This window comes from Caballeronia sp. PC1 (genome assembly GCF_021353155.1).
In the GTDB taxonomy this organism is placed as follows: Bacteria; Pseudomonadota; Gammaproteobacteria; order Burkholderiales; family Burkholderiaceae; genus Caballeronia; species Caballeronia cordobensis.
Genome location: NZ_JAJUBH010000005.1, coordinates 202,008 through 226,382, shown reverse-complemented (window position 1 = coordinate 226,382; position 24,375 = coordinate 202,008). Strand labels below are relative to the sequence as shown.

The window sequence follows — 24,375 nt, the reverse complement described above, 5'->3', positions numbered from 1 at the left end:
AGTCAGCCGATGGTCCTTGACATAAGGCCTACCAAAATTAAAATGCGATAAGTTAGGTTATGTCAAATAACGGTGCTCATTAATGACTGTGTACGGCTCCGCGGCGAGCCTACGATCAAGCAATAAGACGCGCAGTTGTTCAGTCAATAGACCCATCTGCTCAAGAAAACGGGTTTATCACGGTCAGCTGGTCGAAGATGACTTGACCGTGGTGCATGTCTTCGCTGTAGAGGACTTCGCAATCCGCGAGCAATGCGAAAGCAATAATGCAGGAATCGTAAAACCTGAATCCGTAGTGCGCTGCAATCCGACGTGCTTCTTTATGAACTTCAAGTGTCAGCGGCACGACTTCGCAAAACACTTCGACATCGTCCAAGATGTGCTCGATCTCAGGCCACGATAAGCCCATCTTCCGGCTCATCACAAGCGTGACCTCGTTCATCACCTGAGTACTGATGACTGGCCTGAAATTTCCGCTAGCCACCAATGCCTCAGCCCTGTCGGCCTTTGCGGTATCGTCCGAAAACAGATAGACGAGTATGTTGCTATCGACGGCGAACCGAGTCGGTGCGGCCACTGTCATTCGGCGTTATCCCCGGTCGCTGAGCGATTCGCGATCAAACTTAAAGTCCGCGGGCAGACGTCCCCGATACTTGCGCAGGCGCTCAATCCGCTCGGCAACGGTCGGCTTTTTGCTGACCGAGAACGCGCCAGAATCGGCAGCGTAAATCTCAATATCGTCGCCTTCCTTCAAGCCCAGCGCATCGACGACACTTGCGGGCAACCGCACGGCAAGGCTATTACCCCATTTCGCGACCTGCATGATCACTCCCATGGCATGGATACACTTTAATATAATTGTATATCCGATCCGGGGTTGTATCAAGTCCAAGGCGTGGTGACCTCCTGACCCGCGAACACTTACCCTGCGAGCGCGGTTTTCAACACGCCGCCGATGCTTGTCGGCTCTCCCGCATGCACCCTTCTTAGGATCGGGTCGAGTCAGTGCCCATCGCCGGGCAGATAAGAACCGACCTCCGGCGACGACGGTGGCAGCGATCGAAAGTGTCGGGCGGTCGGAAGAACGTCAAAAACATAGGAATGCTGACTCAGATGCTGATCGCTGATCCTGCCCGGTGCGTCACCTTCGAGGTGTCCGACGATTCGTGTCACGTTATCTTGGCCGATGCGCTGCCATGCTAGCCCCGGCGCCGACTACGACTGGCGACTCGCGTGAACGCGTCCGAAAACTTACCGATACTAACGCCGTTTCACCCGTTTCCACGCCTAAAATGGTCAGCCAACAGACAGCCCACTGTCTTAGGAAAGTAACCACTGCACTGTCGAAGCCTCTAGTGCGGCACCGAAACCTGCGCGCTAAACAGCGCCGCGCAAACGGAGGATCGATGGTGATCTATCATTCAGGAGCGGCATTCGAGCCCTCCGTTACCCGTAAGGGCGCTGCATTCGTCGCTAGCGTTTCGATCCTTGAAGAGGACGGACAGTCGACGTCGCTCGGCGAACTCGGTATTTTTGCTACCGAAGAGAGCGCTCTCAAGTTCGCGATTTGGTACGCTGCGGCCTTCATCGAAGGCCACGACCTTCCGGTCCCGCCCCTGCGCTCGGCACTGCCAGGAAATTCCTGAATCGATCAGACGGAATCGTCATTCGCCTCGTTCGCTCGAGTTCAAAGCCAGTGTTGAAGACACCCCCGCCTAGTCGGTTGCCGGTAGAATACGGACGTTCGCCTCGGGCCGGCTTTCACGCGCGAAGACCAGTGCCTCCTGTTCGCTGCAAGCGAAAGTGACGCGCTTGCCATGCTCAGTCGGAACTTCGACCTGCCATCCACCGCCTGAACACGGGCGAATAATGATTTCGGCGTCGTCGGCGCCTTCTGATGTCAGCACGTGCCTTGACTCCAACGGGATGCACTCTAACAGACGATCTGCGAAGCGTTTAGCGAACCACCAGCGTCCGTGATTCAGGCCATCGCACTCGTCACAGCATTCTCAAAAAATTCAAGTCCATTATAGGTCGTACACGGCCGACGCCTGCAGGCCCGTCGTATGGTGGTGTACCAATGATTCGTCTTTCTCAAAACGCGTCACAAACGCAATTATCAAGCGACGGCCAATGGCGGACGCGGACTTGAATAAACAAATACCCTATAACTGGCCAATCCGACCAAGGAACTCGATTCGGCCACATGCGTTCGTGATCGCCGATTTGAGCGCCTTTTCCTCGGACAAGCTCCCCGCAATACAGGGGTACGGCTCCAAGCATGAATAAAACACGACTCCAGTAACGACATGCCGAATCGTGACGTCGATCCAGACGCTATTTGTCCCTCGAAACGGCTGCACATCGAGCATAACCTCATAATCCCCGTGCACAATGTTCTTCGCCAATGTGGTCCTCCTCTAATCGGAATGCAAGCGAGGCTGACAGACCGAACGCGAACCGAGCCCTTCGCCCAACACCCCTGCGCGCATTCCTGGTTGCTCCGTTGCTCTCGGAGCCAGCCACTTTCTTCCTCGACACTTAAATCCATCTTAAGTCGCTTCGGCGTTTAAGCGCCCGTGGATCCTTAGACGGTCGATTCACCTCGAAAAGCAGGCCGATGAACGGCTAACAGGTGTATGCCGAAAGCGGTTCGAACATATGCTCAGCACGCTTGCGTGCGCCAGCATTTCAAGCATCGCAATCGCCACATCGGTTCACATCGCGAAAAGGGCCTTGTCGCGCCGGGTGCCCTGGTGGACAACGCCATCAAACTTTCTGAATGAGAGTACGGAACTCTTGCACCGTTGTACAGACAGACTGTAAGTGATAGTAACGATAAGAGGGGAAATTACCGATGCAATGGTTCAGTTCGGCAAAATGGTTCGATCTCGGAGCGGTGTTCGGCATACCGCCTGTCGAATGGCTCTACGCAGCAGTCGCCGTTGTGGCGAGCTACCTGATCTTGTCAGGACTACTTCGCATTTGCGTCGCACGTCTTGGCAGGATCGCGGCGAAGACATCAACTCACTTTGACGACATCGTTGTTGATGTGCTTGACCGAACACACCGATTGACGATTGTGATGGCCTCACTGCTGATCGGCACCGAATTCATTGATCTGTCGGCAAAGTGGGATAGTCGAATCAGCCATTTGTGGTTTCTCGTCGTTGGTTTCAGCTGGCGCTCTGGGTTAATCACGGCGTTTCGGTCTGGACCCACCGGCGCCTCACCAGCGCTGCGGCAACGGCTCACAATCCGGTCATCACCACAATGATGTCATGGATGCCCGAGCGCTGCTGTGGTCTGTTCTTCTGCTCGCCGTTCTCGCCAACATGGGCGTGAATATCACCGCGTTCGTCGCCAGTTTGGGCGTCGGCGGTGTTGCCGTCGCACTGGCCGTCCAGAGCATTCTCAGCGATCTGTTCGCATCCTTGGCAATCGGCCTGGACAAGCCGTTCGAGATAGGCGATTTCATCGTGTTCAATGACGTCGCTGGAAGCATCGAGCACATCGGCCTCAAAACCACCCGCATTCGCAGCCTGAGCGGCGAGCAGATCAGATCGTCTGCAGCAACACGGAACTGCTCAAAAACACGATACACAACTATAAGAGAATGTCGGAGCGTCGCATCGTGTTTGCCTTCGGAGTGACCTACGACGCTAAACCCGAACAACTGAAAGAGGTCCCGCAGATCGTGAAGGCCGCCGTCGAATCCGCGGGTAACACACGTTTTGACCGCGCGCATTTTAAGCAATTCGGTGAGAGTTCCTTGGACTTCGAAGTGGTCTATTACGTCACCGATCCTAGCTTCAACCTTTACATGGATATTCAGCAGACAATCAATCTGGATCTTATGACCGGGTTAGCGGAGCGCGGCATGGATTTCGCGGTCCCCACGCGCACGCTCTACCTTGTCGGCGACGCTGCGGATCAGGCGCAAGAAGACGAACCAAGCAAATCTACTCGGCCACGCGTGCGCGCTGTTGGCACCGCCTCAGCGCCGCTCAAAGGTTAGGCCGCGCGGCTCTGGCGAGCGCTGCATCGCACGTTGTGCGCGTGCTCGCTTTTAACCTCGCACAGAACCTGCTTAAAGAGGATCGACAGTGCTCGATATCGTCGCAATCAGCATCTCGATGACCGCGGTATTGGCCTACTTGAATCATCGATTCATCAGACTCCCGACAACCATTGGCGTCATGGCGACATCGCTGGGGGTGACGTTCTTGCTCGTGGTCCTCGATGGGCTCGGATGGGACGTGCTTGGGTTCGTCCATGGTTTGAAACTTGCCGAAGCGGGCTTCCTTCACTCTGTTGACTTCAGTCAGTTGCTCTTGCAGGGCATGTTGTCGCTTCTGCTTTTTGCGGGCGCCATGCATGTTGACTTTGCCAGACTTGCGAACTATCGCTGGCAAGTCCTGGCGCTCGCCATCGTGAGCACGAGCGTCTCAACCGCCGTGGTCGGGGTCGCGATATGGCTGTTGCTGCCGCTTCTCGACATGCGACTGTCTCTGCCCTATTGTTTGGTGTTTGGCGCGCTGATCTCCCCGACCGATCCAATTGCAGTCATGGGCATTCTAAGATCCGCCGGCGCGCCACGTAATCTGGAAATTGTCATTACTGGGGAGTCTCTTTTCAACGATGGCGTGGGGGTCGTGCTTTTTTCCTTGATGCTCGCCCTCGCAACAAGCGGTGACGCACCGAGCGTTTCGAGCGCTTCGCTCATCCTCCTGCGTGAAGCTGGCGGCGGAATTGCTTTTGGGTGGGTATTAGGATATGCCTTGTATCGACTCCTCGCATCAGTCGACCATTACCAGATTGAGGTCTTGCTCACCCTGGCAGCCGTCCTTGGGGGTTATTCGCTGGCCAGTCACCTTGAGATCTCTGGTCCGCTTGCGATGGTTATTGCCGGTGTGATGACCGGCAACCGTAGTCGCGAGCATGCAATGTCTGAGACAACGCGCCACTATGTCGACATGTTCTGGGAACTCATCGACGAGATTCTCAACGCCTTGCTCTTCGTATTAATTGGCATGCAGGCCCTGATCGTCCCATTCACCTCGAGGATGATACTTGCCGGCGTTGTCGCTTATGTCATTGCGCTAGCTGCTCGGCTTCTTACGGTAGGTGCTCCAATTGCCTTTTTCCGGCGCGCCGCAGGACTGCCGCGCGGCTCATGGCTGGTTTTGACGTGGGGTGGCTTGCGTGGAGGCATTTCCGTTGCGCTCGCCCTCTCACTTCCGAGCGGCGACGCACGTGAAGTCATTTTGGCCATGACGTACCTCGTGGTCATGGTCTCAATCTTCGGACAGGGACTGACTATTGGGCGCATCGTACGTAAGTCCGTCTGTCAAGGAGAGCCGGCGCAATCGATGCAGACCGATGCAGACCGATGCTAGAGCTTGACACCCGAATTGCCGACGAGCATCTGAGACTTGTCCGGCCACGCGCGAGGCGACATCCTTCAAACGGTCAACTCATTCCGGAGACGTCGAATGCAAATATTTGGTCTTCAACTGAACAAGCCTTCATTCTGGGATATCACGCTCACAATGGCCGGATGTTCGCTCTGATTCTCATTGTTTTCGCATGTTGTTTGGCCCTCGGTTACTCTCCCGACCTCGTCACGAAGCTATTGTTCACTGTATCCTTGATGTGGGGCGCGTTATGCAGTCTCTTTGGCGTCCGACCGTCTTCAGGACGCCGCCATGTTGTTCTCATCATAGGAGGCTGGATCCTTCTCGGTACGCTGTCACTTTTTGCGGCGCAGGCAGCAAGCGTCTAAAGAGGACAATTTCACCTGATCGGACGCTGAAACGAGCGTCGCTAGAACGCCCAGACAGATGCCGAAGGCGCAGCGCGGAGAAAGCAGTGGACCTGCAATCGACTAGCAAGTCGATCGGTCGGCTGAAACGTTGTCGTAAGCGCCTTGTCGATCAATGATGCAAATACAAGCGCTTTCGCTGAGCCTTGGGATGCCTTGAGGACGACGAGGCCCACAATCCGCCATACGTGAAACCGTAGCCCGACAGCTTTGATCCGGGTACTAACGTATTCCAGTTCGACAACCCCTCTGCTTGCAGCTTCGGATGGAACAGTCCAAAAGTTTCTGCATGCGCACCTGCCCTTTGCGATCCCCTGCGGCTTGCGTCGCGTTCTTGTCAGATGCGAACGACGCACCAGAAACCAAAGAAGCGATGAAAAGTGCAGCGGTCAATAGGCGTCTCATTTCGTCTCCTGCATTTGCCCTGCGTCTCTCATGTTAGGTCGACCAAATTGAACCCCCACGGTTCCCATCAAGGAGCAGGACTTGCGCAGTACAGTGTCCGATCGGCTTTGCTGAACATCAGTGACGCAACTGTCGGTACTACCAGCACGCGAAGTCCCGGCGCCTTGCAGGTCCGTGAGATCTTGCTCAGCGCAGCCTTAAGACAGGTTATCAACTTGGCCGCTACCTAGTCTCAAATGACGGCCGTGCTCCTGTTTACGCAACAGCGACGTGCTACGCTAACGCCTCACCTTATCGATGTGCTATACAGATCGCGAGTCGACTAGCAATCCGTTATTGCCGGCAGACACGTGGCACCTCTTCGGTGGCGTCTATTATTTTACGCAGCAACAATCGGCTTGTCAGCGTTATTGAAGTCATGGATGTGAATGCGATCATCGCCAAAATCTCGAAGACGCAGCAGCGTCTGGCCCTCATGCTAGCCCTCAGCCTGACCCTGTTCGCTTGCTCCCGTGAGGACGGTCCCTTTGCCATGTCTCCGCTCTTATCGGCGCACACAGATGCGTCCGCCGCAATGGTGGCTACTTGTATCGAGTCTCGCTGGGCCGGCGCGACGCGCAATGTGCGCATTGCCGTGGCGAAACATTCTATCCGACTGAGTGCGAAAACCTTCTTCGCCGGCGTCCGAATCGGTGCACGCTTAACAGAAGAGTCCGGTCACACAACAGTTGAGTATTTTGAAAGGCGGCTTGCCGATCGTCGCTATTTGGCTATGGTGCGGGCGTGCTTACATCCAGAAATGCCGGGCAGACCCTAGCAGAGTAACTCTGCATCCGCACCATGAGCCGCAATTTACTGAATTCTACAAATAACTTACTCAACGGCACGCACCTTCAGAGCCAGCCGCCGTAATTGAATTTTATCCTCCTCAAGGTCGAGCGCAATCTCGGCTCGCTTCAGCGCGAGCGCAGCGTGACGCACGGCCGCCAACTCGAACGAAGTGTTCCAATTCCGAGCAAGCAACGCCAATGATTTCTGCAACCGGATGCCTACTTCCAGCATGCTTGCTGCGTCGCGGGACAAGGGACCGAAGAAGTCGTCGAAGAGATCAGCAAGGGATAGGCCGGGCACGAAAACTTGGTCGCAGCCCTGCAACGGCTCCTCATTTAACTCCGATCGCCGGTCCCACCGTGAAAGGATGCGTACCCTCTGCCAATGACGTCGATCGCGGTGCCGGGATCATTGATAGCGCATCGGCGCCGACGCGTGCGGAGAGGTCGTCTGGAATATAAGGCTTGACTGCCAGCGCTAGCAAAGCCGTTGCGACGCCCAACACCGAGAAAAGTCCTGTCCGGAACCACAATCGCTTGCTGATCCTTTTCAACACCCACTGCCATCGAGCGATCATAGCGAGACACCCCTGAATTCTGCTTAACGTTAGGATATCGCGAAGGCCTGAGTCCTTTCCATCGGCGGAGTAAGTTCACACGAGATGTGAGGCGCGAGGCCGATATTCTCTGGTTCTCTGATGCAGCGACGACCGCGACGACCTTGTCGTTGAGCGGCATAACCTGCTTCTTTCTAAACGTTCGCGGAGATTTCTAACGTTTCAGCGACGATCGGCGTCGATAGCGTGATTTTGAACAATCGGCGCGTCCACGAATTTAAGTGCCATGTTACGTCGACTCGGCGCCCGATGCACCGCATCGCCGGCCGCTCCGGCCCTGCAACGCGACAGGTTCGGTACTGCCGTGATCGCGTCTTCGGCCGAACAACATCAACGCCTCACGAGCAGATCGTCTATCGGCACTGAAAAATAGAATGGCGTGACACAAGAATATCTTGAATGATTGACGTGAGAGACGATTTGAGATCGACGATTGTTGCGAGAAGAGTCGGCCGCCGCATGAGAAGACGAAGGAGTCAAGGTCGCTTGCACCCGCGCCAAAACTCCTGATGTACGGGTAGCTTGCCGATCGCTCCGCAACATCTCGCTGTGCGTGGCCCTTGGGTCGCTGGTGAACATCAGTCGCCGCGCTCGGCGAGCGCGTTGCCTCGATCGGCGTCAAGAGCGATGGTGGGAAAGGCTCGTCAGAACCTTCCATTCTTCAACCACCCTCCTCAATGGTGCGCTCCCATTGTTGCGCAGATACGCCGAGAGCATTTATTACGAAGGATTCCTCAGATGCACACGCCAGGTTCCGAGCTCCGCAGTACAGGTGCACCACCGGATTTCCAGGAAGCCAGACGCGAACTGAGTCGCCCGCCCCGGCCAGCGCATTTCGGCCCCACGCCACCCGGTAGGTCAACGTCTCGTAAAAGCGATTTACCTGGAATCGAGACTCGACGATTGCCACACCGGCTCCGGTGTCACCCTCGAACAGCCGCAAATGCACGACGGCACCATTATTGGCCTTTCCTGTATAAATGACCGTATGGTCGTAGCCATCGGCGTGACAAACACTCGACAACAGTAGAGTCGAAATCGACAGTAGCGCGGAAGTTCTGACCATGCTTAAAAACTGGATTCACTACAAGCCGCCGATCACGGCTCGTTTTCAAAGGGATGAATGGCGGAAGGAGCAGAATAGCCCAGCGCTGTCAGCGCGCAGCTTCCGACGCCAAATCCCACTCGCTGCATATAGGTCGCGCCGGCACCGTACAAAGTTGCGTCATCCAGCGAGGCAGAACGGTCCGCACCGATTGCACTCGCCGGACGAGCGTGCTCGACAGTCACGAAAAGGTCGCGATGCTGAAGGTCGTATGTCGAAAAGTAACGTCGGCTTGCCGATGCTTGGTCATTCAGCTGCGCCACTTCGTCACAAGTCAATGCTCCGTGGATGAGTCCCGGGGCAGTGTTGGCGACTTCAACAAAGCCACACAAAGCGTCGACGATCCATAGCTTCGGCAACCAAGAAAGGTACTTCGTCCGACCTGCAAAATTCGATTTCCATCGCGGACGTTTTCCGGCGGTCGACCGACTTCCGCCGCACTCCGCCAACTCAGGCAGTTGCGGGAGGTGCGGGCAAGGCTTCCTGCCATATCTCCGGCACGCAGCGCAGCCACGCAAGTGCAAGCAACAGGGGGCCAAGCCCCAGACGAACAATGGCACCCAACAACCAGCGTAGGTTGTAGCCCACTGCGCACAACACGGCGTGCAATGCGTCGCCGGTTTGTCCTTTTAGCCAGCAACGCTGCATGCCGTGGTCCTGCTTCACATGCCCGATGATCGGTTCTATCGCTTGGCGACGTTTTAACCATCGTCGCTGTGTACTGCTTAGCGTCTTGTGTTTACCTCGGTGAATCAACTGTACCGGCGCGATCTCGGCATCCACACCACGATAACCAAGATCGGCCAGCACGGTCCTGGGCTTCGATACGCCCGGCAGATCCTGAAGCAAGATGGTCGTTTGTTCAAGTTGTCCGGCCAGGGTATGCCCGTCATACGGGTTGCCCGCAAACGAGCGGGCACCGACGATAAGGCCTTGCTTCTCCGTGATCGCGAGACTTACCTTGACGCCAAATTCATAGGGCTGGCGAGCCTTACCTTTCGAGATGCATTCCACTTCTGGCGCGTGAAGCGCGTAGAGCTTGTGCTTATCCTTCGTCCGCTGGCGGTAGATACGCCAGGCGCGCTCAAGCCAGATGCTCAAGGACGCCTGTTGCTCGGCGGATGCGTTCGATAACTTTCTCTCGATGTCGCGCAGCAATCGTCCGAGTATCGTGCGCTGACACTTGAGCACCCGGCGCAGTCGCTTGAACTGTTTCGCATGCGAATAGCCACCGGCGCGGCGACGCAACTGTTTCCCCTCTCGCTCGTAGGTTTGCTTCAGTGTCAATCCGGCACGTTGCGCGAGCCTTGCCAGTTTGCCTCGCGCTATTTCCAGCAATCGGCTGTCAGTCGGATAGGCAATCGCTTTCTGTTGGACCGTCGTATCGATAATCACGCGCTCGAACTCCGCCGGCCTCACTGCTTTCATTTGCACGGCCGTTGCAATTGTCGTCGCGAGCAACTCCTCGACGCCGGCTTCGCCCAGCGCCTGCCGAAACCGCACGAGGTTCGTCGGATCGCACGGCATGCGCGGCTGAAAATACTCCTCGCCGCAGAAGAACTGGAAGTACACGTCTTGTGCCCAGCGCTCACAAACCGATTCATCACTTTCGTTGTACGCGTGCTTCAGGTAGAGCAGCCCGACCATCAGCCGGATCGACAGGCGCGGACGTCCGGCAGAGCTGAGGCCTGCACCGGCCAGTTGGGATGCCGTGCCGAACAGATCAATCTCCGCGCTTATCCGGCCTTCGCGAGCACGTCGCTCGAAGATCGGTGTCAACGTCGCCTCTATCGACGTCCAAGGCATCCGGCTCGCCAAGACCGCCAGGGGATGCCGCATATCGATCATCGCATCCAAGCGGCTGCGGAAGAAATCCGGTGTGCTCATCGGCGCTTCTCACTCCCAGAAGATAGGCCAATTCCATATTGAAACTGGGAGTTCCGCAACCCTCTATTTGCACCTATTCGCAAGCGGCGCCTGGCTTCGCGCCATTCTGCAAGACCGACTACTTCATCGAGATCCTCGCCAAAGCATTATCGGTCGTTTCCGCACGTATCGGGCGTTTTCCGCATCCATTAGGCTTCTATGCCGTGTACGACCGTGACGCACAATGTTGATATAGCACAGTGTGCCATATCTGCCTGTACGGGTGATATTGGGGTTTGCTCCATCGCAGCTAGAAGTGGAGATGTGAGGCGCACCGTCGTAGCTACGACACCAGCGGGATCTGATCACCCCTGCGAGCAGTTTTGTCAAGCGCGGCAGCGGTGCAACGGTCCGGAGGGCCTCGGCCTCGGCTCCTCGCTCTTTCAGCGCCATCGCGCACCGGTGCAAGTTCCTCGGAGTCGCCTTACCTCTTTCTGCTATTCCAGTGGGAGCCAGTGTCGGTGTTCCGGGGTGGCTCGAAACGGAATAGGTCGACAGAAATGTTGTCTTGAGCTCTCATGTTTCGACTGTTTGGCGAGCCCCAGCGACTGCGCCGCCGAACCTCCCGTCGGGAGGCCACTACTTATGAATCTCCGAGCGAAGCCGCTCGACCTGTCGGTCGGAGACCGGCGCCGCATGATTTCCCCACGTGCTCCGGATGAAGCTGATCACCTCCGCAATCTCGTGCGACGTCAGCTCGTGATGGAAGGCAGGCATTTTCTGCGCTGCGGGGCCGGTTTCGGTGGCAGGGCTTTTACTGCCTTCAATGACGATGCGCATGATTGAGGTCGGATCTTCAGCCAGAACGAGAGGGGCGCCGGCCAAGGCCGCCACTTTGCCTGGTTCGCCGCGCCCGTCGGGCTGATGGCAACGGGCGCAGAACGACAGGTATATACCTGCGCCAGGCCGTTCGTTTTCTCCAGTCTCAAGGCTGCGCGCAGTTTGTAGCTTGGCACGCGCGTCGTTGTCGTAGGCACCGTACGCTTGCTGCGGGGGGAGCGATTTGAGATACTCGCCAATGGCGTTAAGGTCCAAATCGGTAAGATACTGGGTACTGTCCTCCACGGCGGGCGCCATCGCGCCGAACGCGATCGTGCCAGCGCCGTGGCCCGTGCGCAAGAAGTTGACGATGTCTTGCCGTGACCAGCGCCCTAATCCGCTTCCCCGATCGCCGGTGAGGTTGGGTGCTAACCAATGGTCGACCACCCCACCGGTTAGGTATAACGGCGACGCCTCGCTATATCCGAGTTCGTTATACGCTGGGCCACGCGGCGTGTGACAGGCGCCGCAATGCCCGAGCCCTTGGACTAAGTACGCGCCGCGATTCCACTGAGCACTTTGTTTGGGATCAGGTGAAAACTCATCGCGGTTACCGAAAGCGAAAGTCCAGAACAGCATACCCCAGCGTTGATTGAACGGGAACGGCAAGTGCGTCCGCGGCGCGCGTTTCGCTGCGGGCGTCACGCCATGCATCAGGTACGCATACAGCGCCGTCACGTCAGCGTCGTTCATTTTCGCGAACGACGCGTACGGCATTGCTGGATAAAGGCGCTTCCATCGCGGCGCTTGCCGTAGCGCAGGGCATCGGAAAATTCCTTCAACGAGTAGCGGCCGATGCCGAATGTGGATCAGGCGTGATGTTACTCGCATAGATCGGGCCGAAAGGCGAGTTGACGGGCAGGCCTCCACCCAGCGGGGTATGGTCAGCCGCGTCGTGGCATGCGCTGCAGTCGCCCGCCTTTGCAAGATATTCGCCACGCGCAACGAGCTTCGGATCGCTAGTCGCGGGCGACTGCGCGGTAACGGCAGTCGGCAAATGATCATCAGCGCTTCCGCTACACGCGCCAACGGCGAGTGCCACAAGTAGCAACAGCAGGACGGTGGTCGGCTTCGAGCTTCTTGGCGCGTTCATATCAGTGCCATTGACTGCAAGAATCGAGGAACACTTCCGCGAGGATCGTGAACACTAGTCCCACCACAAATCCACAACCGATCAATGCGCTGCATAGAGCGATGAATCGTTTTCGACTAATCTCTTCCTGTTCGCGCCGCGGTTGCTCCTTCAGTTCGTTAGGATCGCCCTGCGCTCTGATACTGTTTTGCCTCGCGTGCAAGAGAGCGAAGCCGTACGTGGACAGTGCCGCGCATACGATCGAAATCGCAAGTGCCAGGGCCGATGTCGCGTACAACCATGTGTGCATATGGGTGACACCCGGCGACCGGAGCGGTGTTGTCGTTGCATCGCACGTCTGCGCGGAAACGGTCTCAGAAACGATGACCTGCAAAAGCCATGCACCCGGTGAGATAAAGAATCCCGCACCTGCATAAATCCATAGGCGGCGTTTCTCCACCTGTGTCAGTCCTTCGTCTGTGGGGACGCGCGGATGCATCACTGACCCCTGAGCCAAATCGGCGTCACGTAGAGCGCGGTGAAAATGAACAGCCACACCACGTCGACAAAGTGCCAGTAAAGGCCGCCGATGCGCATCGGCGCATTGCGCGCTTCGTCGAAATAGCCCAACGCGATCCATATTGCCAACAAGATCAGGATTACCAGTCCCACTAGAACGTGCGCCAAGTGAAAGCCGGTGATGGTGAAGTACAGCGAACCGTAGAGGTGCGCAGTCAATCCATACGGATGGTTGTGCCATTCCTTCAGTTGTACGCCGACGAAAAGAGTCCCGAGTACGATTGCGACCAGCAACCATGCGAAAGCCCACCATCGCTTGTTCTTCTTGAGCGTGCGCTCGGAGAACCACGTGAACACGCTGCTCAAGACAAGCACGCCGGTACTCAGCGCGCCAACGCCGATCTTCGGTATGCCCTCGGGGGGCCATGGCAGCTGCGTTTGGGATTGCGAGTAAAAGTAACTAAAGAGCAGATAACCGAAGAGGCTTGCCTCTGTGGCGACAAGCGCGAGAACACCCCACCACCCGCCGGAGTGTTCGCCGGCGCTGCCCACGGGAAGTGCATCGTCCTTTAGCGCACTCGGCGCCGCAGTCACCTGTTTGGGCGTGGGCGGTTCGCGCTGCGCCAATGACCGACGCGGCCACATCCACGCAATCAGCGTCACGCCGCTCGCGGCGAAAGAGATGATCGTGAATGAAGGTGAACGCAGCAGCAATGCGAGGAACATGAATGCGGCGAAGACGCCAAGGAGGAAAGGGGACCATGCGTCATCCGGCATCTTCAAGATGACGTCTGGCTTGCCGCTGAACGGATGGACGCCCAACGCCTCCCGGCCGTGATGCAGCAGGTACCCTTCCTTCAGATGCGAACGCCGGCCAGTCGGTTGAATTCGATCTTCCCACATGGGATGGCGTGATTCAATGATCGGAAGCACGGCGAAGTTATAGGGCGGCGGCGGCGACGAGACGGACCACTCAAGACCTGAGGCGTCCCACGGGTTGGGCGGGGCTTTACTTCCGCGGCGGGCTGAGAGCAACGCATTGATGGCAAATAGCACAATGCCTATACCGAGCAAAAATGAGCCAATGGTCGTGACGAGATTGGATGTGTCCCACCCCATTCCTTCGGGATAGGTATAGACGCGTCGGGGCATGCCAAGCAAACCCGATATGTGCATCGGGAAAAAGCCCACGTTAAAGCCAATGAATACGATCCAAAAGGCGATCTTCCCGAATCGCTCATTCATGAGGCGCCCGGTGAATTTGGGGAACCAGTAGGTAATGCCACCGAGCACGGGGAAGACATTGATACCGAGCAAGACGTAGTGCAAGTGCGCCACAATGAAGTACGTTTCGTTCAGCTGCCAGTCGAGCGGCACGGCGGCAGTCATCACGCCGGAGACACCACCTATCACGAACATCAGGACAAAGCTCGCGAAGTAAAGAAATGGGACCGTAAAAACTGGGCGGCCCATCCATATCGTCGCGATCCACGCGAACACCGCCACCGCACTCGGAATCGAAATGAGCACGCTTGCCGCGCCGAAGAACGCCAGTGCGAGCGGCGCGATGCCTGTCGCAAACATGTGATGAATCCACACCTCGAAGCCGATTATCATCGTGGCGACTGTTGACATTGCCACGGCGGCGTACGCAACCAGCGGCCGCCTGCAAAAGGTTGGCAATGCATCGGAGACGATGCCCATCGCTGGGAGCACGACGACGTACACCCAAGGGTGCGCGAACATCCAGAACAAGTGCTGCCAAAGGAGCGGTCGGCCGTCGGCGGCGACGTCAAAGAAGTGCGTGCCGACATTGCGATCCATCCACAGCAATAGAAATGCAAGACTCACGGACGGCACGGCGAAAAGATTGGCAAACGAGATCGTGAGCGTTCCCACACGATGATCGGCAGGCGATCAACTGACATGCCGACCGCACGCATGCGAAAGAGTGTAACCACGAAGTTCACCGCGCCTACCGTCGTCGATATGCCTAGCAGGACCATACCGAGCGAGTACACATCGATATTGGGTCCGCGGTTATATTCGAGCGAGGAGAACGGCACGTAGTTGAACCACCCCGCATTCGGAGCCTCGCCGAACGGAAAGCTGCAATAGAGGAAAAGTCCCGCAAACAAGAACAACCAGTAGGACAGCGCGTTCAGGCGCGGGAACGCCATGTCACGTGAACCGAGCATGAGCGGCCAGAGGAAGTTAGCGAAGCCGCTCAGCACCGGCAGGGCGTAAAGAAATATCATCGTCACGCCGTGCATAGTGAAAAAGCTGCGCATACTGCTCAGGCGACAGGAGCGTCTCGTTCGGTCGCGCCAGTTGCAGGCGCATCAGCAAGGCCTCGACCCCACCGATAAGAAGAAAGGCAAAAGCTGTAACGATGTACCGCAAGCCGATTTTCTTATGATCCACCGTCGTAAAAAATCCGCGCCAGCCAGACTCGCCTTCCCAAGTTTCACGCAGACGTTTTTCCGCGTCCGAACCCTCGGGCACGCTGCCGTATTCCGGTTCTCGCCGGAAAGCCACCCGCCCCGACTGCACCACGCTGCGATCACTCGTCGCGGACATCGTTATTCCTTACCTGAGAGTAGCGAGATAGGCCGAAAGATCGCCCGCTTCCGCAGGCGAAAGCTTCATGTCCGGCATGAGCGCACCGGGCTTGATTTCCTGCACGTGCTGCACCCACTGCATCAAACTTTCCGGCGAATTAGCGACCGTACCGGCGGCGATCAATCGGCGGGACAGCACATGTGTGAGATCGGGCGCTTGTACGCCAGCGGAACGGGTGCCACGAACCGTATGGCAGCCCGCGCAACGCTTCTCAAACAGCGTGGCTCTCGCCGCTTGAGCATTGGCCGACGGGCGCCGGCATTCGCTGCGCTGCTATCCAATGCTCAAAGTCCGTGTGCGGCTGGGCGTACACTTCGAAGGCCATATGCGCGTGCTGCAGGCCGCAGTACTGGGTACATTGCCCTCGGAATACGCCGGGGCGGTCCGCCTGAATCCACTGACGGTTGGTCACGCCAGGTATGGCTTGCGTCTTGCCTGATAGCTCGGGCACCCAGAAGGCGTGGATGACGTCCGCGCTTTTCAGCAGGATGAGCACCGGCACGCCCACTGGAATATGCAGTTCGTTCGCGCTCGAGAAATGACTTGGACCATCGCCGTAGTCGACTTTCCACCACCAGTCGTAAGCCGTGACAGTGACAGTCATCGCCGGTTCGTTCGGTGGTTGGGCGACACGTGCGAGCACGACGAGCATATACACCGTAATGCCTAGGAGGGCGACTGTGGAGATTGCCGTGCCAACATAAACGAAGCTCGTGCCTCCTTCGGTGCTCAGCGACCTTGGATCTTCAGGCTTACGGCGCCGAAACATCCCGATGATCAGCATAACGGTAATGATCGCGCACACGGCGGTGCAGATGGCCGCGAGTATCCATCCTAGGTAAAGGACCGGCTCGGTCGCAGGACCTTTGCTGTGAAGGAAGTAAGCGAGCGGTGTTTGTGTGCCGGCAAGGGACGTCGCCACATGGGCCGTCGCGTCAAATCCCGCCCGAGCCTTGTCGTGAGCTAGCGCAATCGTCAGCGCCAATCCACAACGGGCGGACCGAGCAGTGAGGCGAGGTGCGCTGCTCACATCTTCTCCTTCACGCCACGCTTGATCAGCCAGTAATTGACCGGATAGGTCGTGACGAAACCTGCGACCATTGCCACTTGCATGCGCACCCAATATGCAGCGCTCGTCGGCTCCAGCGACGCGGCCCATTCGGAGAAAGCAATCATGCAACCGAACATACCGATTTCGTAAGCGAGCAGGGAAAGCGTATCTGCCTTGACAGCCGCAACGATGCCGTCGCGCAGTCCCAAGCTACGCATCGGTGCAATAGAGAAATACTGGAAAGCGATGCCAAGCAGGTAGGCGAGCGCGAAGGCCAACGCTAGTTTCCCAGCCAACGCGGAGCCGGCAATAGTCACTGCGAACCCAAACGCGAGCCATTCGCCTATGAAGTCGCCCAGGGCACATCCGGCGCCACAGTGGGTCGCGCCGAGAAAGGTGGCCTGCCACATAGGAGTTTCAGCTTTGTCTGCACCCGTCGTTGACCTCCCAATCCAAAAATAAAAGATCAGGCCAACAGGACCCCAGTAAAGCATCGTCAACGGCCAGACGACGGACATAATGACCATCGGCTGCCGGTGTCCGCCTAGCCATACGTCGAAAGCGACGATAATGGCCGATAGCACGGATAGCGCAAGCCATATCGACGCCGCGGCGGGCGATCCGTATATTGGCATCGAAGGTTCTCCCGTGCACATGAGACCAGACGAAGGTGACGCTAAGGTCTCCAACGCTCGCTTGCCCTGCACACCCAACGGGTCCGCATCAGGGTGCAAACACGCAGCAAGCGGTGTTCCGCGTACGTAGTCTTGGAAGCCATAGGGAGCCGGCGGGGGCGGCCGTGCAAGACGGTAGGCTCGCTACATGTCACATCGTGCCGCTTTCACTTGCGCTCTTAAGCGGTATGCTCGATAAAGGTCGGGCTCTGCTAACATGTGGCCAGTTGAACGACCGGGAGCCATTGTTTCCGCCATCTCGAAACGAGACTTACCCTCATGAATCAGCGAAAGAGTCGCGCTCAGGGCGGCCTTCTTACCAAACGAGACCTCGAGTCGATGTCCAATTTCCGGTATCAGCTCCGGAAATTTCTCCGATACTCCGAGGAGATCACTCACGCAGCCGGCATTACACCGCTCCAGTATCAACTGCTTCTGCATGTGCAGGGCATTCCGGGAAAGAGCTGGGCGACTGTTGGCGAGATTGCAGAACGCCTCCAAGCAGCGCCCAACGGCACCGCAGCGCTAGTCAATCGATGCGAGGCAGCGGGACTCGTGCTTCGCAAGCCCGGTGAAGCCGACCGGCGGCTAGTTGAAGTTCACCTCACACCGAAAGGCGAACGCTGCCTGCTGGAGCTGGCCTCCTTGCATTTCGCCGAGTACCGCGCGTTTGGCTGGTTAGCCAGCAGCGTCGAGGCACAGGGGTAGGCCCGCTCAAGGCTCGGGGCGTCTCCGGCGATCCTTTACGGCCCCTCGCGCCACCATCAGCCTGCCGACTCATACCTTTGAGCGAGCGCTTCATAAAGCGGCGGAGCAAAAAACTTCGAGACCTGGCTAGATATCAACGCAGTTGCCATCAGAGAGATGACCAGTGCGTGGCCATTAATCATCTCGATAACGATGATAAATGCAGTGATCGGGCTCTGTGTAACGGCAGCCAGATAACCCACCATGCCCAAAGCCACTAGCATCGGCAGCTGCATCTGTCCGAAAAGCAGATGCAGTGCATTGCCAATCCCGGCGCCGATAGCAAGCGATGGAGCGAAGAGTCCGCCTGGAGCGCCAGGCAGGTAGGAACCGATCATCGAAGCCATTTTGAGGATCGGATACTCGACGCCCAACTGCACCCTCCCCTCGAGCATGCCGCGTGCTTCCGCATAACCACTGCCAAAGGTATGGTTCGCTGTTGCGACGCCGATGACCGCAATGACCAGGCCGCAAAGCCCCCCGAAGAGCACAGGGTAGCTTGCCCGCCAGGCGAGGAGCGCCTCGGGCATCCACCGGCGCGTATTGAGCAATAGCCAACAGAAGACGCCACCCAAGACACCGGCGAGCACGCCGATGAGAACCACCGCCGCGGCTAGCAGATCCGGAAAGTGGCTACCCACATCGATCGAGCCGAAATACGTATAGTTGCCCTGCAGCCCAAGGGACACGATGCCGGCAATAATGATTGCGGTAATCAAGACGCCGCTGGTGCGCTGCTCGAAGCTGCGCGTGAGCTCTTCAATGGCAAAACAACCCCGGCAAGGGGTGCATTGAACGCGGCAGAGAGCCCTGCGGCGGCGCCTGCGAGCGCCAGCCTGCGCTCAAGACTTGCCCCGCCCATGCGTCGCAGGCGCGCCGGATAGAGGCATCGAAGCGTGAACATCAGTGAAGCACCCACGTGAATAGTCGGCCCTCACGTCCGATCGTGAGCCCACCCAGAATCGAGAGAAACGACACGGCGATCTTGCCGACGAGGATGCGAAGATTGAGCAGGCGCGGACCCATCTCACGCCCTGCGTGAAGTGTGGCGATCACCTGAGGAATTCCGCTACCTTCGGCGCCTTGGAACCACTTACGCGTGATCCAGACCCCCGTAGCAGCCATCGTTGGCGTCAATACGAGCGGCAGCCACCAGAATTGCTGCGTATAACGCAGAAATGTGTCGTAGCCGAAATCGATCACGCGCGCATAGAGCACAGCGAGCAGCCCCGTCGCTACCGCCCGAGCCAGAACACCCCGTAGTGGAGCCAGAGTCGCCTGCCGTGCAGTATCGTTCTTCGGTCTATCCAGCGCGGGAATTTCATTGCAACCTGCGGTTTGAGATTCTGCGCAGATTGTGACACAAATGGCCTTCTCACGACACCGCGCGAACCACGGCCTCGTTACAACACGATATGTCACAACATGCCTGATTTACAAACGTTTGGAAGTTTTGCAAAGGCGTCGCCGGACACATTAACGATCGCCGCGTTAGGTGGATCGACGTTACTCGTGAGCCGGTCATCAAGCTTTCTGGCAATGTCCCGGGCGTAGTTGAAGGTTGAAGGCGGCGGTTCCCGTTGGAAATCCGAGAGAATCGGGTTTCGACGACCAACTTCCCGGACAGGGAACCAAGGAGAACCGCCAAATGAAGCGTACCAAGAAGAAGCCCCAAAGCGCCAGCGCGCCGTTGCACGTGGTGCCCAAGCAGGACCCGGAAGGACTGCGTGCCTGTTTTGCCGAGAACAGTCAGCCCTGTTGCCCATGCTCGATCTGATTCAGAACACCCGCGCGAGCATCGACGAGTTGATGCACGAAGCCGGCCGTAGCCTTGTCGAGCAACTGATGGTGATCTCGGCGACTGAAGACGCCGGCGAGAAGCATCCGGGCCGCAGAGGCGGCGAGATCCGCTGGCACGGCTCGCAGCAAGGCCAGATTGTGATGGACGAACGCAAGTTGAACGTGAAGCGGCCGCGCCTTTCGGCGTCGTGGCGGCGGCGAAGTGCCGGTCCCCGCCTACGAGCAATTGAACGAGAATCCGCGGCTCGCCGAGCGCGTGCACGAGATCATGGTCACGGGCGTGTCGACGCGCAAATATGCCAAGGTCCGGCCCGAGATGGCCGGCACCGTTGGCATCTCCAAGAGCAGCGTCTCGCGCGAGTTCATCAAGGCCAGCCAGACGGCGCTCACCGAGCTGATGGGGCGGCGCTTCGATGACAAGGACTTTCTGGCGATCTACCTTGACGGCATCATCGTCGACTCACGTCACATCATCGCCGCTATCGGCGTGGACAGCCCCGGCGAGAAACACCTCCTGGGTCTCGCGAGCGGGTCGAGTGAGAACGCCCAGGTCGTCAAGGATCTGTTGCGCGGACTGATCGAGCGCGGCGTGCCTGCGGATCGCGAATACCTGTTCGTGATCGATGGAACCAAAGCGCTGCGCTCGGCCATCGAGGAGTTCTTCGGCGAACGCGCCCACGTGCAGCGCTGCCGTGTGCACAAGCAGCGCAACGTCCTCGAGCGCCTGCCCAAGGAGAGCGTTTCGCAAACCGCCGCGATCATGAAGGCCGCCTACAAGTTGTCGACCGACGATGGCATCGCCAAGCTCAAGACGCACGCGGCGTGGCTCAAGGCCGACTATCCGGACGCCTCGGCCGCACTGCTCGAGGGGCTGGAGGAAACTTTCACGGTGAACAAGCTGGGCCTGACGCCGGCGCTCATGCGCGGGCTGTCGACGACCAACATCATCGAGAATCCCAACGGCGCGGTGCGCCGTGTCGCGGGGCGCGTGAAGCGCTATCGCGACGCCGACATGGCGTTGCGCACGACAGCCGCGGGATTACTGGAAGCTGAGAAGCACTTCCGAAAATCCTCGGCGTGAATGAACTCTGGATTCTCGCTGCGGCCTTGAAACGGTCACGCTCGAAATCAATTGACCATGATCGGAAGGTTGCCTAACCTATGCCGCACCCGCCGTCCCAACCTTCAACTGTCTTCGGGACATCGCCAGCTTTCTCGAATGAGAGGGAAAAATGCTCGCGCGGTGACGCGCGACGGCATAGGTATTGCGTCAAAGAGACCGTCGTGCCTACGCTCTCTGATCGTTATGCAGTTGTAGGCCAATTACCGAGGCGATTTTTGGAGAAAGCGATGGCTGCGACTGTGGGCGACTTCCTTGTCGATCGTTTGCATGCCTGGGGCGTGCGTCGCATTTACGGTTATCCCGGCGACGGCATCAACGGCGTATTCGGCGCGCTCAGTCGCGCTAAAGGCAAGATCGAATTCATTCAGGCGCGTCATGAAGAGATGGCTGCATTCATGGCGTCGGCGCATGCGAAGTTCACGGGTGAGCTGGGCGTGTGCATCGCGACATCGGGTCCGGGCGCGGCGCATCTCGTCACCGGTCTCTACGATGCGCGTCTCGATCACATGCCCGTCCTCGCCATCGCGGGCCAGCAGGCGCGCGCGGCATTGGGCGGACACTATCAGCAGGAAGTCGATCTGCCCGCGATGTTTAAGGACGTCGCCGGCGCCTTCGTTCAACAGGCGAGCGTGCCCTCGCAGATTCGTCACCTCGTCGATCGCGCGGTGCGCATCGCGCTATCGGAGCGCAAGGTAACGGCGCTCGTACTGCCCAACGACCTGCAGGACCTCGATTACGAGCCGCCAGGCCGCAAGCACGGCACGCTGCATTCGGGCGTCGGGTATCGCGCGCCGAAGACCGTGCCGCAGGACGACGACCTGCAACGCGCCGCTGACGTGCTCAACGACGGCAAGAAGGTCGCGATACTCGTCGGGGCGGGCGCGCTGCACGCAACAGATGAAGTCATCGCGATAGCAGAAAAGCTCGGCGCGGGCGTCGCGAAGGCGCTGCTCGGCAAGGCTGTGCTACCCGACGACCTGCCCTTCGTCACCGGTTCTATCGGTCTGCTCGGCACCGAGCCGAGCTACAAGATGATGACCGAATGCGACACGCTGCTCATGATCGGCTCGGGCTTTCCTATTCCGAATTCCTGCCGAAGGAAGGCGCGGCGCGCGGCGTGCAGATCGACATCAAGGCGGACATGCTGTCGATCCGCTATCCGATGGAGGTCAATCTCGTCGGCGACAGCGCGGAGACCTTGCGCGCGCTCCTGCCGCTTCTGCAACAGAAAACCGATCACGCGTGGCGCGAGGACATCGAAAGCTGGATCGGCGACTGGTGGAAGAAGCTGGAAAAGCGCGCGATAGAGCCCGCGAAAGGCGGCGTGAATCCGCAGCGCACGGTGTGGGAACTGTCGCCGCGCATGCCCGCGAACGCAATCGTTACGAGCGATTCCGGATCGGTCGCGAACTGGTACGCGCGCGATCTGAAGGTCAAGCGCGGCATGATGTGCTCGCTCTCGGGCGGCCTCGCATCGATGGGCGCGGCCGTGCCTTACGCGATCGCGGCGAAATTCGCGCACCCTGCGCGGCCGGTGATCGCGCTCGTCGGCGATGGCGCGATGCAGATGAACAACATGGCCGAGCTCATCACGGTCGCGAAGTACTGGAAGCAATGGTCGAATCCGCGCTGGATCTGCATGGTCCTCAACAACGAAGACCTGAATCAGGTCACGTGGGAACAGCGCGTGATGGAAGGCGATCCGAAGTTCGAGGCATCGCAGGACATTCCGTCGGTGCCTTATCACAAGTTCGCGGAACTGATCGGGCTGAAGGGCTTTTATGTCGACGATGACGAACGCATGGCCGCCGTGTTGGACGAAGATATCGAGGCGGACCGTCCCGTCGTGATCGAAGTGAAGGCCGATCCGAACGTGCCGCCGCTGCCGCCGCATATCACGATCGCGCAGGCGACGGCGTTCGCGACCACGCCTCATGAAGGGCGATCCGAGCCAGAGCCATGTGATCGTCGATACGGCGAAGCAGGTGCTGAGCGCCGTGCTGCCGGGCCACAAGGAAAAGTGATCGTTCATGCATCTGTCCAAGCGCGAGGCGCCGATCGAAACGATTCGAACGCGCGCCTACACCATTCCCACCGACAAGCCCGAAGCTGACGGCACCTTCGCATGGAATTCGACGACGCTCGTCATCGTCGAGATTGTCGCGGCGGGCAAGACAGGCATCGGCTATACGTACAGCGATGCGAGCGTCGCGAAGTTCATTGAGGCGACGCTCGGCTCCCTGCTCATCGGCGAAGACGCCTGGAATATCGACGCGCTCTGGCTGCGCCTGCAACAGCGCGTGCGCAACATCGGCCGCTCGGGATTCGCGGCCACGGCGATCTCCGCGATCGATTGCGCGCTGTGGGACGCGAAGGCGCGTCTGCTCGACATGCCGCTCGCGCGGCTGCTCGGCATCGTGCGGGCGCGCGTGCCGCTCTATGGCAGCGGCGGCTTCACGACCTATACCGACGACGACATGCGCGATCAGCTCGCGCATTGGGTCCACGAAAACGGCTGTCGCTGGGTCAAGATCAAAATCGGCAGCGAACCTTCCCGCGATCCGGACCGCGTGCGTGTCGCGCGTGAAGTGATCGGCCGCGATGCGGGACTCTTCGTCGATGCGAATGGCGCGCTCGATCGAAAGCAGGCGCTCCATTACGCGGCCTTGTTCGCGGAACACGACGTCATGTGGTTCGAAGAGCCCGTTTCGTCCGATGACATCGCCGGACTCGCATCGATAAGAAATGCGTTGCCCGCGCACATGGAACTCGCGGCGGGCGAATACGGCTACACGCTCGACGACTTCCGCGCGCTGCTCGCGAATCAAGCGATCGATGTGCTGCAGGCCGACGTCACGCGTTGCGGCGGCATCACCGGATTTCTGCGCGTCGCGGCACTGTGCGATGCGTTTCATGTGCCGCTCTCCGCGCATTGCGCGCCCGCGATGCATTTGCATGTCGCGTGCGCCGCGCCTCGCTTGCGGCATCAGGAATGGTTTCACGATCACGTCCGCATCGAGCAGATGCTGTTCGACGGCGCGCCCCGCGCGATCGATGGCGCCATTGCGCCGGACCTCTCTCGGCCCGGCTGCGGACTCGATTTCAAACACGCGGACGCGCAACGCTTCGCCGCGTAGACGACAACGGAATGATCGATGAAGCACATCACGTCAGGGAACATCGCGATTGCCTGCGGCATCGCCGCTGCGGGCGCGGCCTTGATCGGCAGAAAAAACGCGCA

The 24,375-nt window shown here is 58.5% G+C and carries 16 protein-coding genes and 6 pseudogenes; 8 read left to right on the top strand and 14 right to left on the bottom strand.

Annotated elements, in window-relative coordinates:
- Positions 1–160: 160 nt before the first annotated feature.
- Both LY284_RS37200 and LY284_RS37195 read right to left on the bottom strand, forming a co-directional pair.
- Complete coding sequence (locus LY284_RS37200) at positions 161–583, bottom strand: PIN domain-containing protein (protein ID WP_233392214.1); 423 nt, start codon at positions 581–583, stop codon at positions 161–163.
- A gap of 6 nt (positions 584–589) precedes the next feature.
- Positions 590–823 (bottom strand): AbrB/MazE/SpoVT family DNA-binding domain-containing protein, encoded by a 234-nt coding sequence (locus LY284_RS37195; RefSeq protein WP_233392212.1) that lies wholly within the window; start codon positions 821–823, stop codon positions 590–592.
- 583 nt (positions 824–1,406) lie between these two features.
- Between LY284_RS37195 and LY284_RS37190 the strand changes: the two genes are divergently transcribed.
- A complete protein-coding gene (locus LY284_RS37190) occupies positions 1,407–1,646 on the top strand; it encodes a hypothetical protein (RefSeq protein WP_233392207.1) in 240 nt (79 codons plus the stop codon).
- A gap of 69 nt (positions 1,647–1,715) precedes the next feature.
- Here the strand turns inward: LY284_RS37190 and LY284_RS37185 are convergent, their stop codons facing one another.
- On the bottom strand, positions 1,716–1,907 hold the full coding sequence (locus LY284_RS37185) for a hypothetical protein (RefSeq protein WP_233392205.1): 192 nt from the start codon (positions 1,905–1,907) through the stop codon (positions 1,716–1,718).
- A 950-nt stretch (positions 1,908–2,857) separates the two neighbouring features.
- Here LY284_RS37185 and LY284_RS37180 point away from each other — a divergent pair.
- From LY284_RS37180 to LY284_RS37170, 3 genes and pseudogenes are all read left to right on the top strand, one after another.
- A pseudogene (locus LY284_RS37180) lies at positions 2,858–4,018 on the top strand (mechanosensitive ion channel family protein).
- A gap of 88 nt (positions 4,019–4,106) precedes the next feature.
- Entirely contained in the window at positions 4,107–5,399 is a 1,293-nt protein-coding gene (locus tag LY284_RS37175) for a sodium:proton antiporter (RefSeq protein WP_233392203.1), read from the top strand.
- 1,194 nt (positions 5,400–6,593) lie between these two features.
- Positions 6,594–7,046 (top strand): hypothetical protein, encoded by a 453-nt coding sequence (locus LY284_RS37170; protein WP_233392201.1) that lies wholly within the window; start codon positions 6,594–6,596, stop codon positions 7,044–7,046.
- A 56-nt stretch (positions 7,047–7,102) separates the two neighbouring features.
- Here LY284_RS37170 and LY284_RS37165 read toward each other — a convergent pair whose 3' ends face one another.
- The 10 genes and pseudogenes from LY284_RS37165 to LY284_RS37125 all read right to left on the bottom strand — a co-directional run bounded on the left by LY284_RS37165 (position 7,103) and on the right by LY284_RS37125 (position 17,425).
- On the bottom strand, positions 7,103–7,384 hold the full coding sequence (locus tag LY284_RS37165) for a hypothetical protein (RefSeq protein WP_233392199.1): 282 nt from the start codon (positions 7,382–7,384) through the stop codon (positions 7,103–7,105).
- A 953-nt stretch (positions 7,385–8,337) separates the two neighbouring features.
- Positions 8,338–8,742, bottom strand: coding sequence for a hypothetical protein (locus tag LY284_RS37160; protein WP_233392197.1), 405 nt, complete (start codon positions 8,740–8,742; stop codon positions 8,338–8,340).
- Between the two features lie 32 nt (positions 8,743–8,774).
- Complete coding sequence (locus tag LY284_RS37155) at positions 8,775–9,140, bottom strand: hypothetical protein (protein ID WP_233392195.1); 366 nt, start codon at positions 9,138–9,140, stop codon at positions 8,775–8,777.
- 91 nt (positions 9,141–9,231) lie between these two features.
- Positions 9,232–10,668 carry an IS5 family transposase gene (locus LY284_RS37150; RefSeq protein WP_233392193.1) on the bottom strand — a complete coding sequence of 479 codons (1,437 nt, stop codon included), beginning with the start codon at positions 10,666–10,668 and terminating at the stop codon, positions 9,232–9,234.
- A gap of 618 nt (positions 10,669–11,286) precedes the next feature.
- Positions 11,287–12,619 (bottom strand): annotated as a pseudogene (locus LY284_RS37145) (c-type cytochrome).
- Position 12,620: 1 nt separating this feature from the next.
- Complete coding sequence (locus LY284_RS37140) at positions 12,621–13,058, bottom strand: hypothetical protein (protein ID WP_233392191.1); 438 nt, start codon at positions 13,056–13,058, stop codon at positions 12,621–12,623.
- A 38-nt stretch (positions 13,059–13,096) separates the two neighbouring features.
- A pseudogene (gene ctaD / locus LY284_RS37135) lies at positions 13,097–15,697 on the bottom strand (cytochrome c oxidase subunit I).
- 9 nt (positions 15,698–15,706) lie between these two features.
- Positions 15,707–15,958, bottom strand: a complete 252-nt coding sequence (locus LY284_RS39475; RefSeq protein ID WP_375294356.1) for a c-type cytochrome — start codon at positions 15,956–15,958, stop codon at positions 15,707–15,709.
- Complete coding sequence (gene coxB / locus LY284_RS37130) at positions 15,951–16,724, bottom strand: cytochrome c oxidase subunit II (RefSeq protein WP_375294354.1); 774 nt, start codon at positions 16,722–16,724, stop codon at positions 15,951–15,953. The genes LY284_RS39475 and coxB overlap by 8 nt, the downstream gene beginning before the upstream one ends.
- Positions 16,725–16,765: 41 nt before the next feature.
- Positions 16,766–17,425 (bottom strand): DUF4396 domain-containing protein, encoded by a 660-nt coding sequence (locus LY284_RS37125; RefSeq protein ID WP_233392190.1) that lies wholly within the window; start codon positions 17,423–17,425, stop codon positions 16,766–16,768.
- Between the two features lie 318 nt (positions 17,426–17,743).
- Between LY284_RS37125 and LY284_RS37120 the strand changes: the two genes are divergently transcribed.
- Positions 17,744–18,172 carry a MarR family winged helix-turn-helix transcriptional regulator gene (locus LY284_RS37120; RefSeq protein ID WP_008344646.1) on the top strand — a complete coding sequence of 143 codons (429 nt, stop codon included), beginning with the start codon at positions 17,744–17,746 and terminating at the stop codon, positions 18,170–18,172.
- A gap of 56 nt (positions 18,173–18,228) precedes the next feature.
- Here LY284_RS37120 and LY284_RS37115 read toward each other — a convergent pair.
- A pseudogene (locus LY284_RS37115) lies at positions 18,229–19,536 on the bottom strand (chloride channel protein).
- A 323-nt stretch (positions 19,537–19,859) separates the two neighbouring features.
- Between LY284_RS37115 and LY284_RS37110 the strand changes: the two are divergent.
- The 3 genes and pseudogenes from LY284_RS37110 (at position 19,860) to LY284_RS37100 (ending at position 24,271) form a co-directional block, all read left to right on the top strand.
- Positions 19,860–21,169: pseudogene (locus tag LY284_RS37110) on the top strand (IS256 family transposase).
- A gap of 192 nt (positions 21,170–21,361) precedes the next feature.
- Positions 21,362–23,158, top strand: a pseudogene (locus LY284_RS37105) (thiamine pyrophosphate-requiring protein).
- A gap of 6 nt (positions 23,159–23,164) precedes the next feature.
- Positions 23,165–24,271 carry an enolase C-terminal domain-like protein gene (locus tag LY284_RS37100; protein ID WP_008344649.1) on the top strand — a complete coding sequence of 369 codons (1,107 nt, stop codon included), beginning with the start codon at positions 23,165–23,167 and terminating at the stop codon, positions 24,269–24,271.
- The last annotated feature ends 104 nt before the right edge of the window (positions 24,272–24,375 follow it).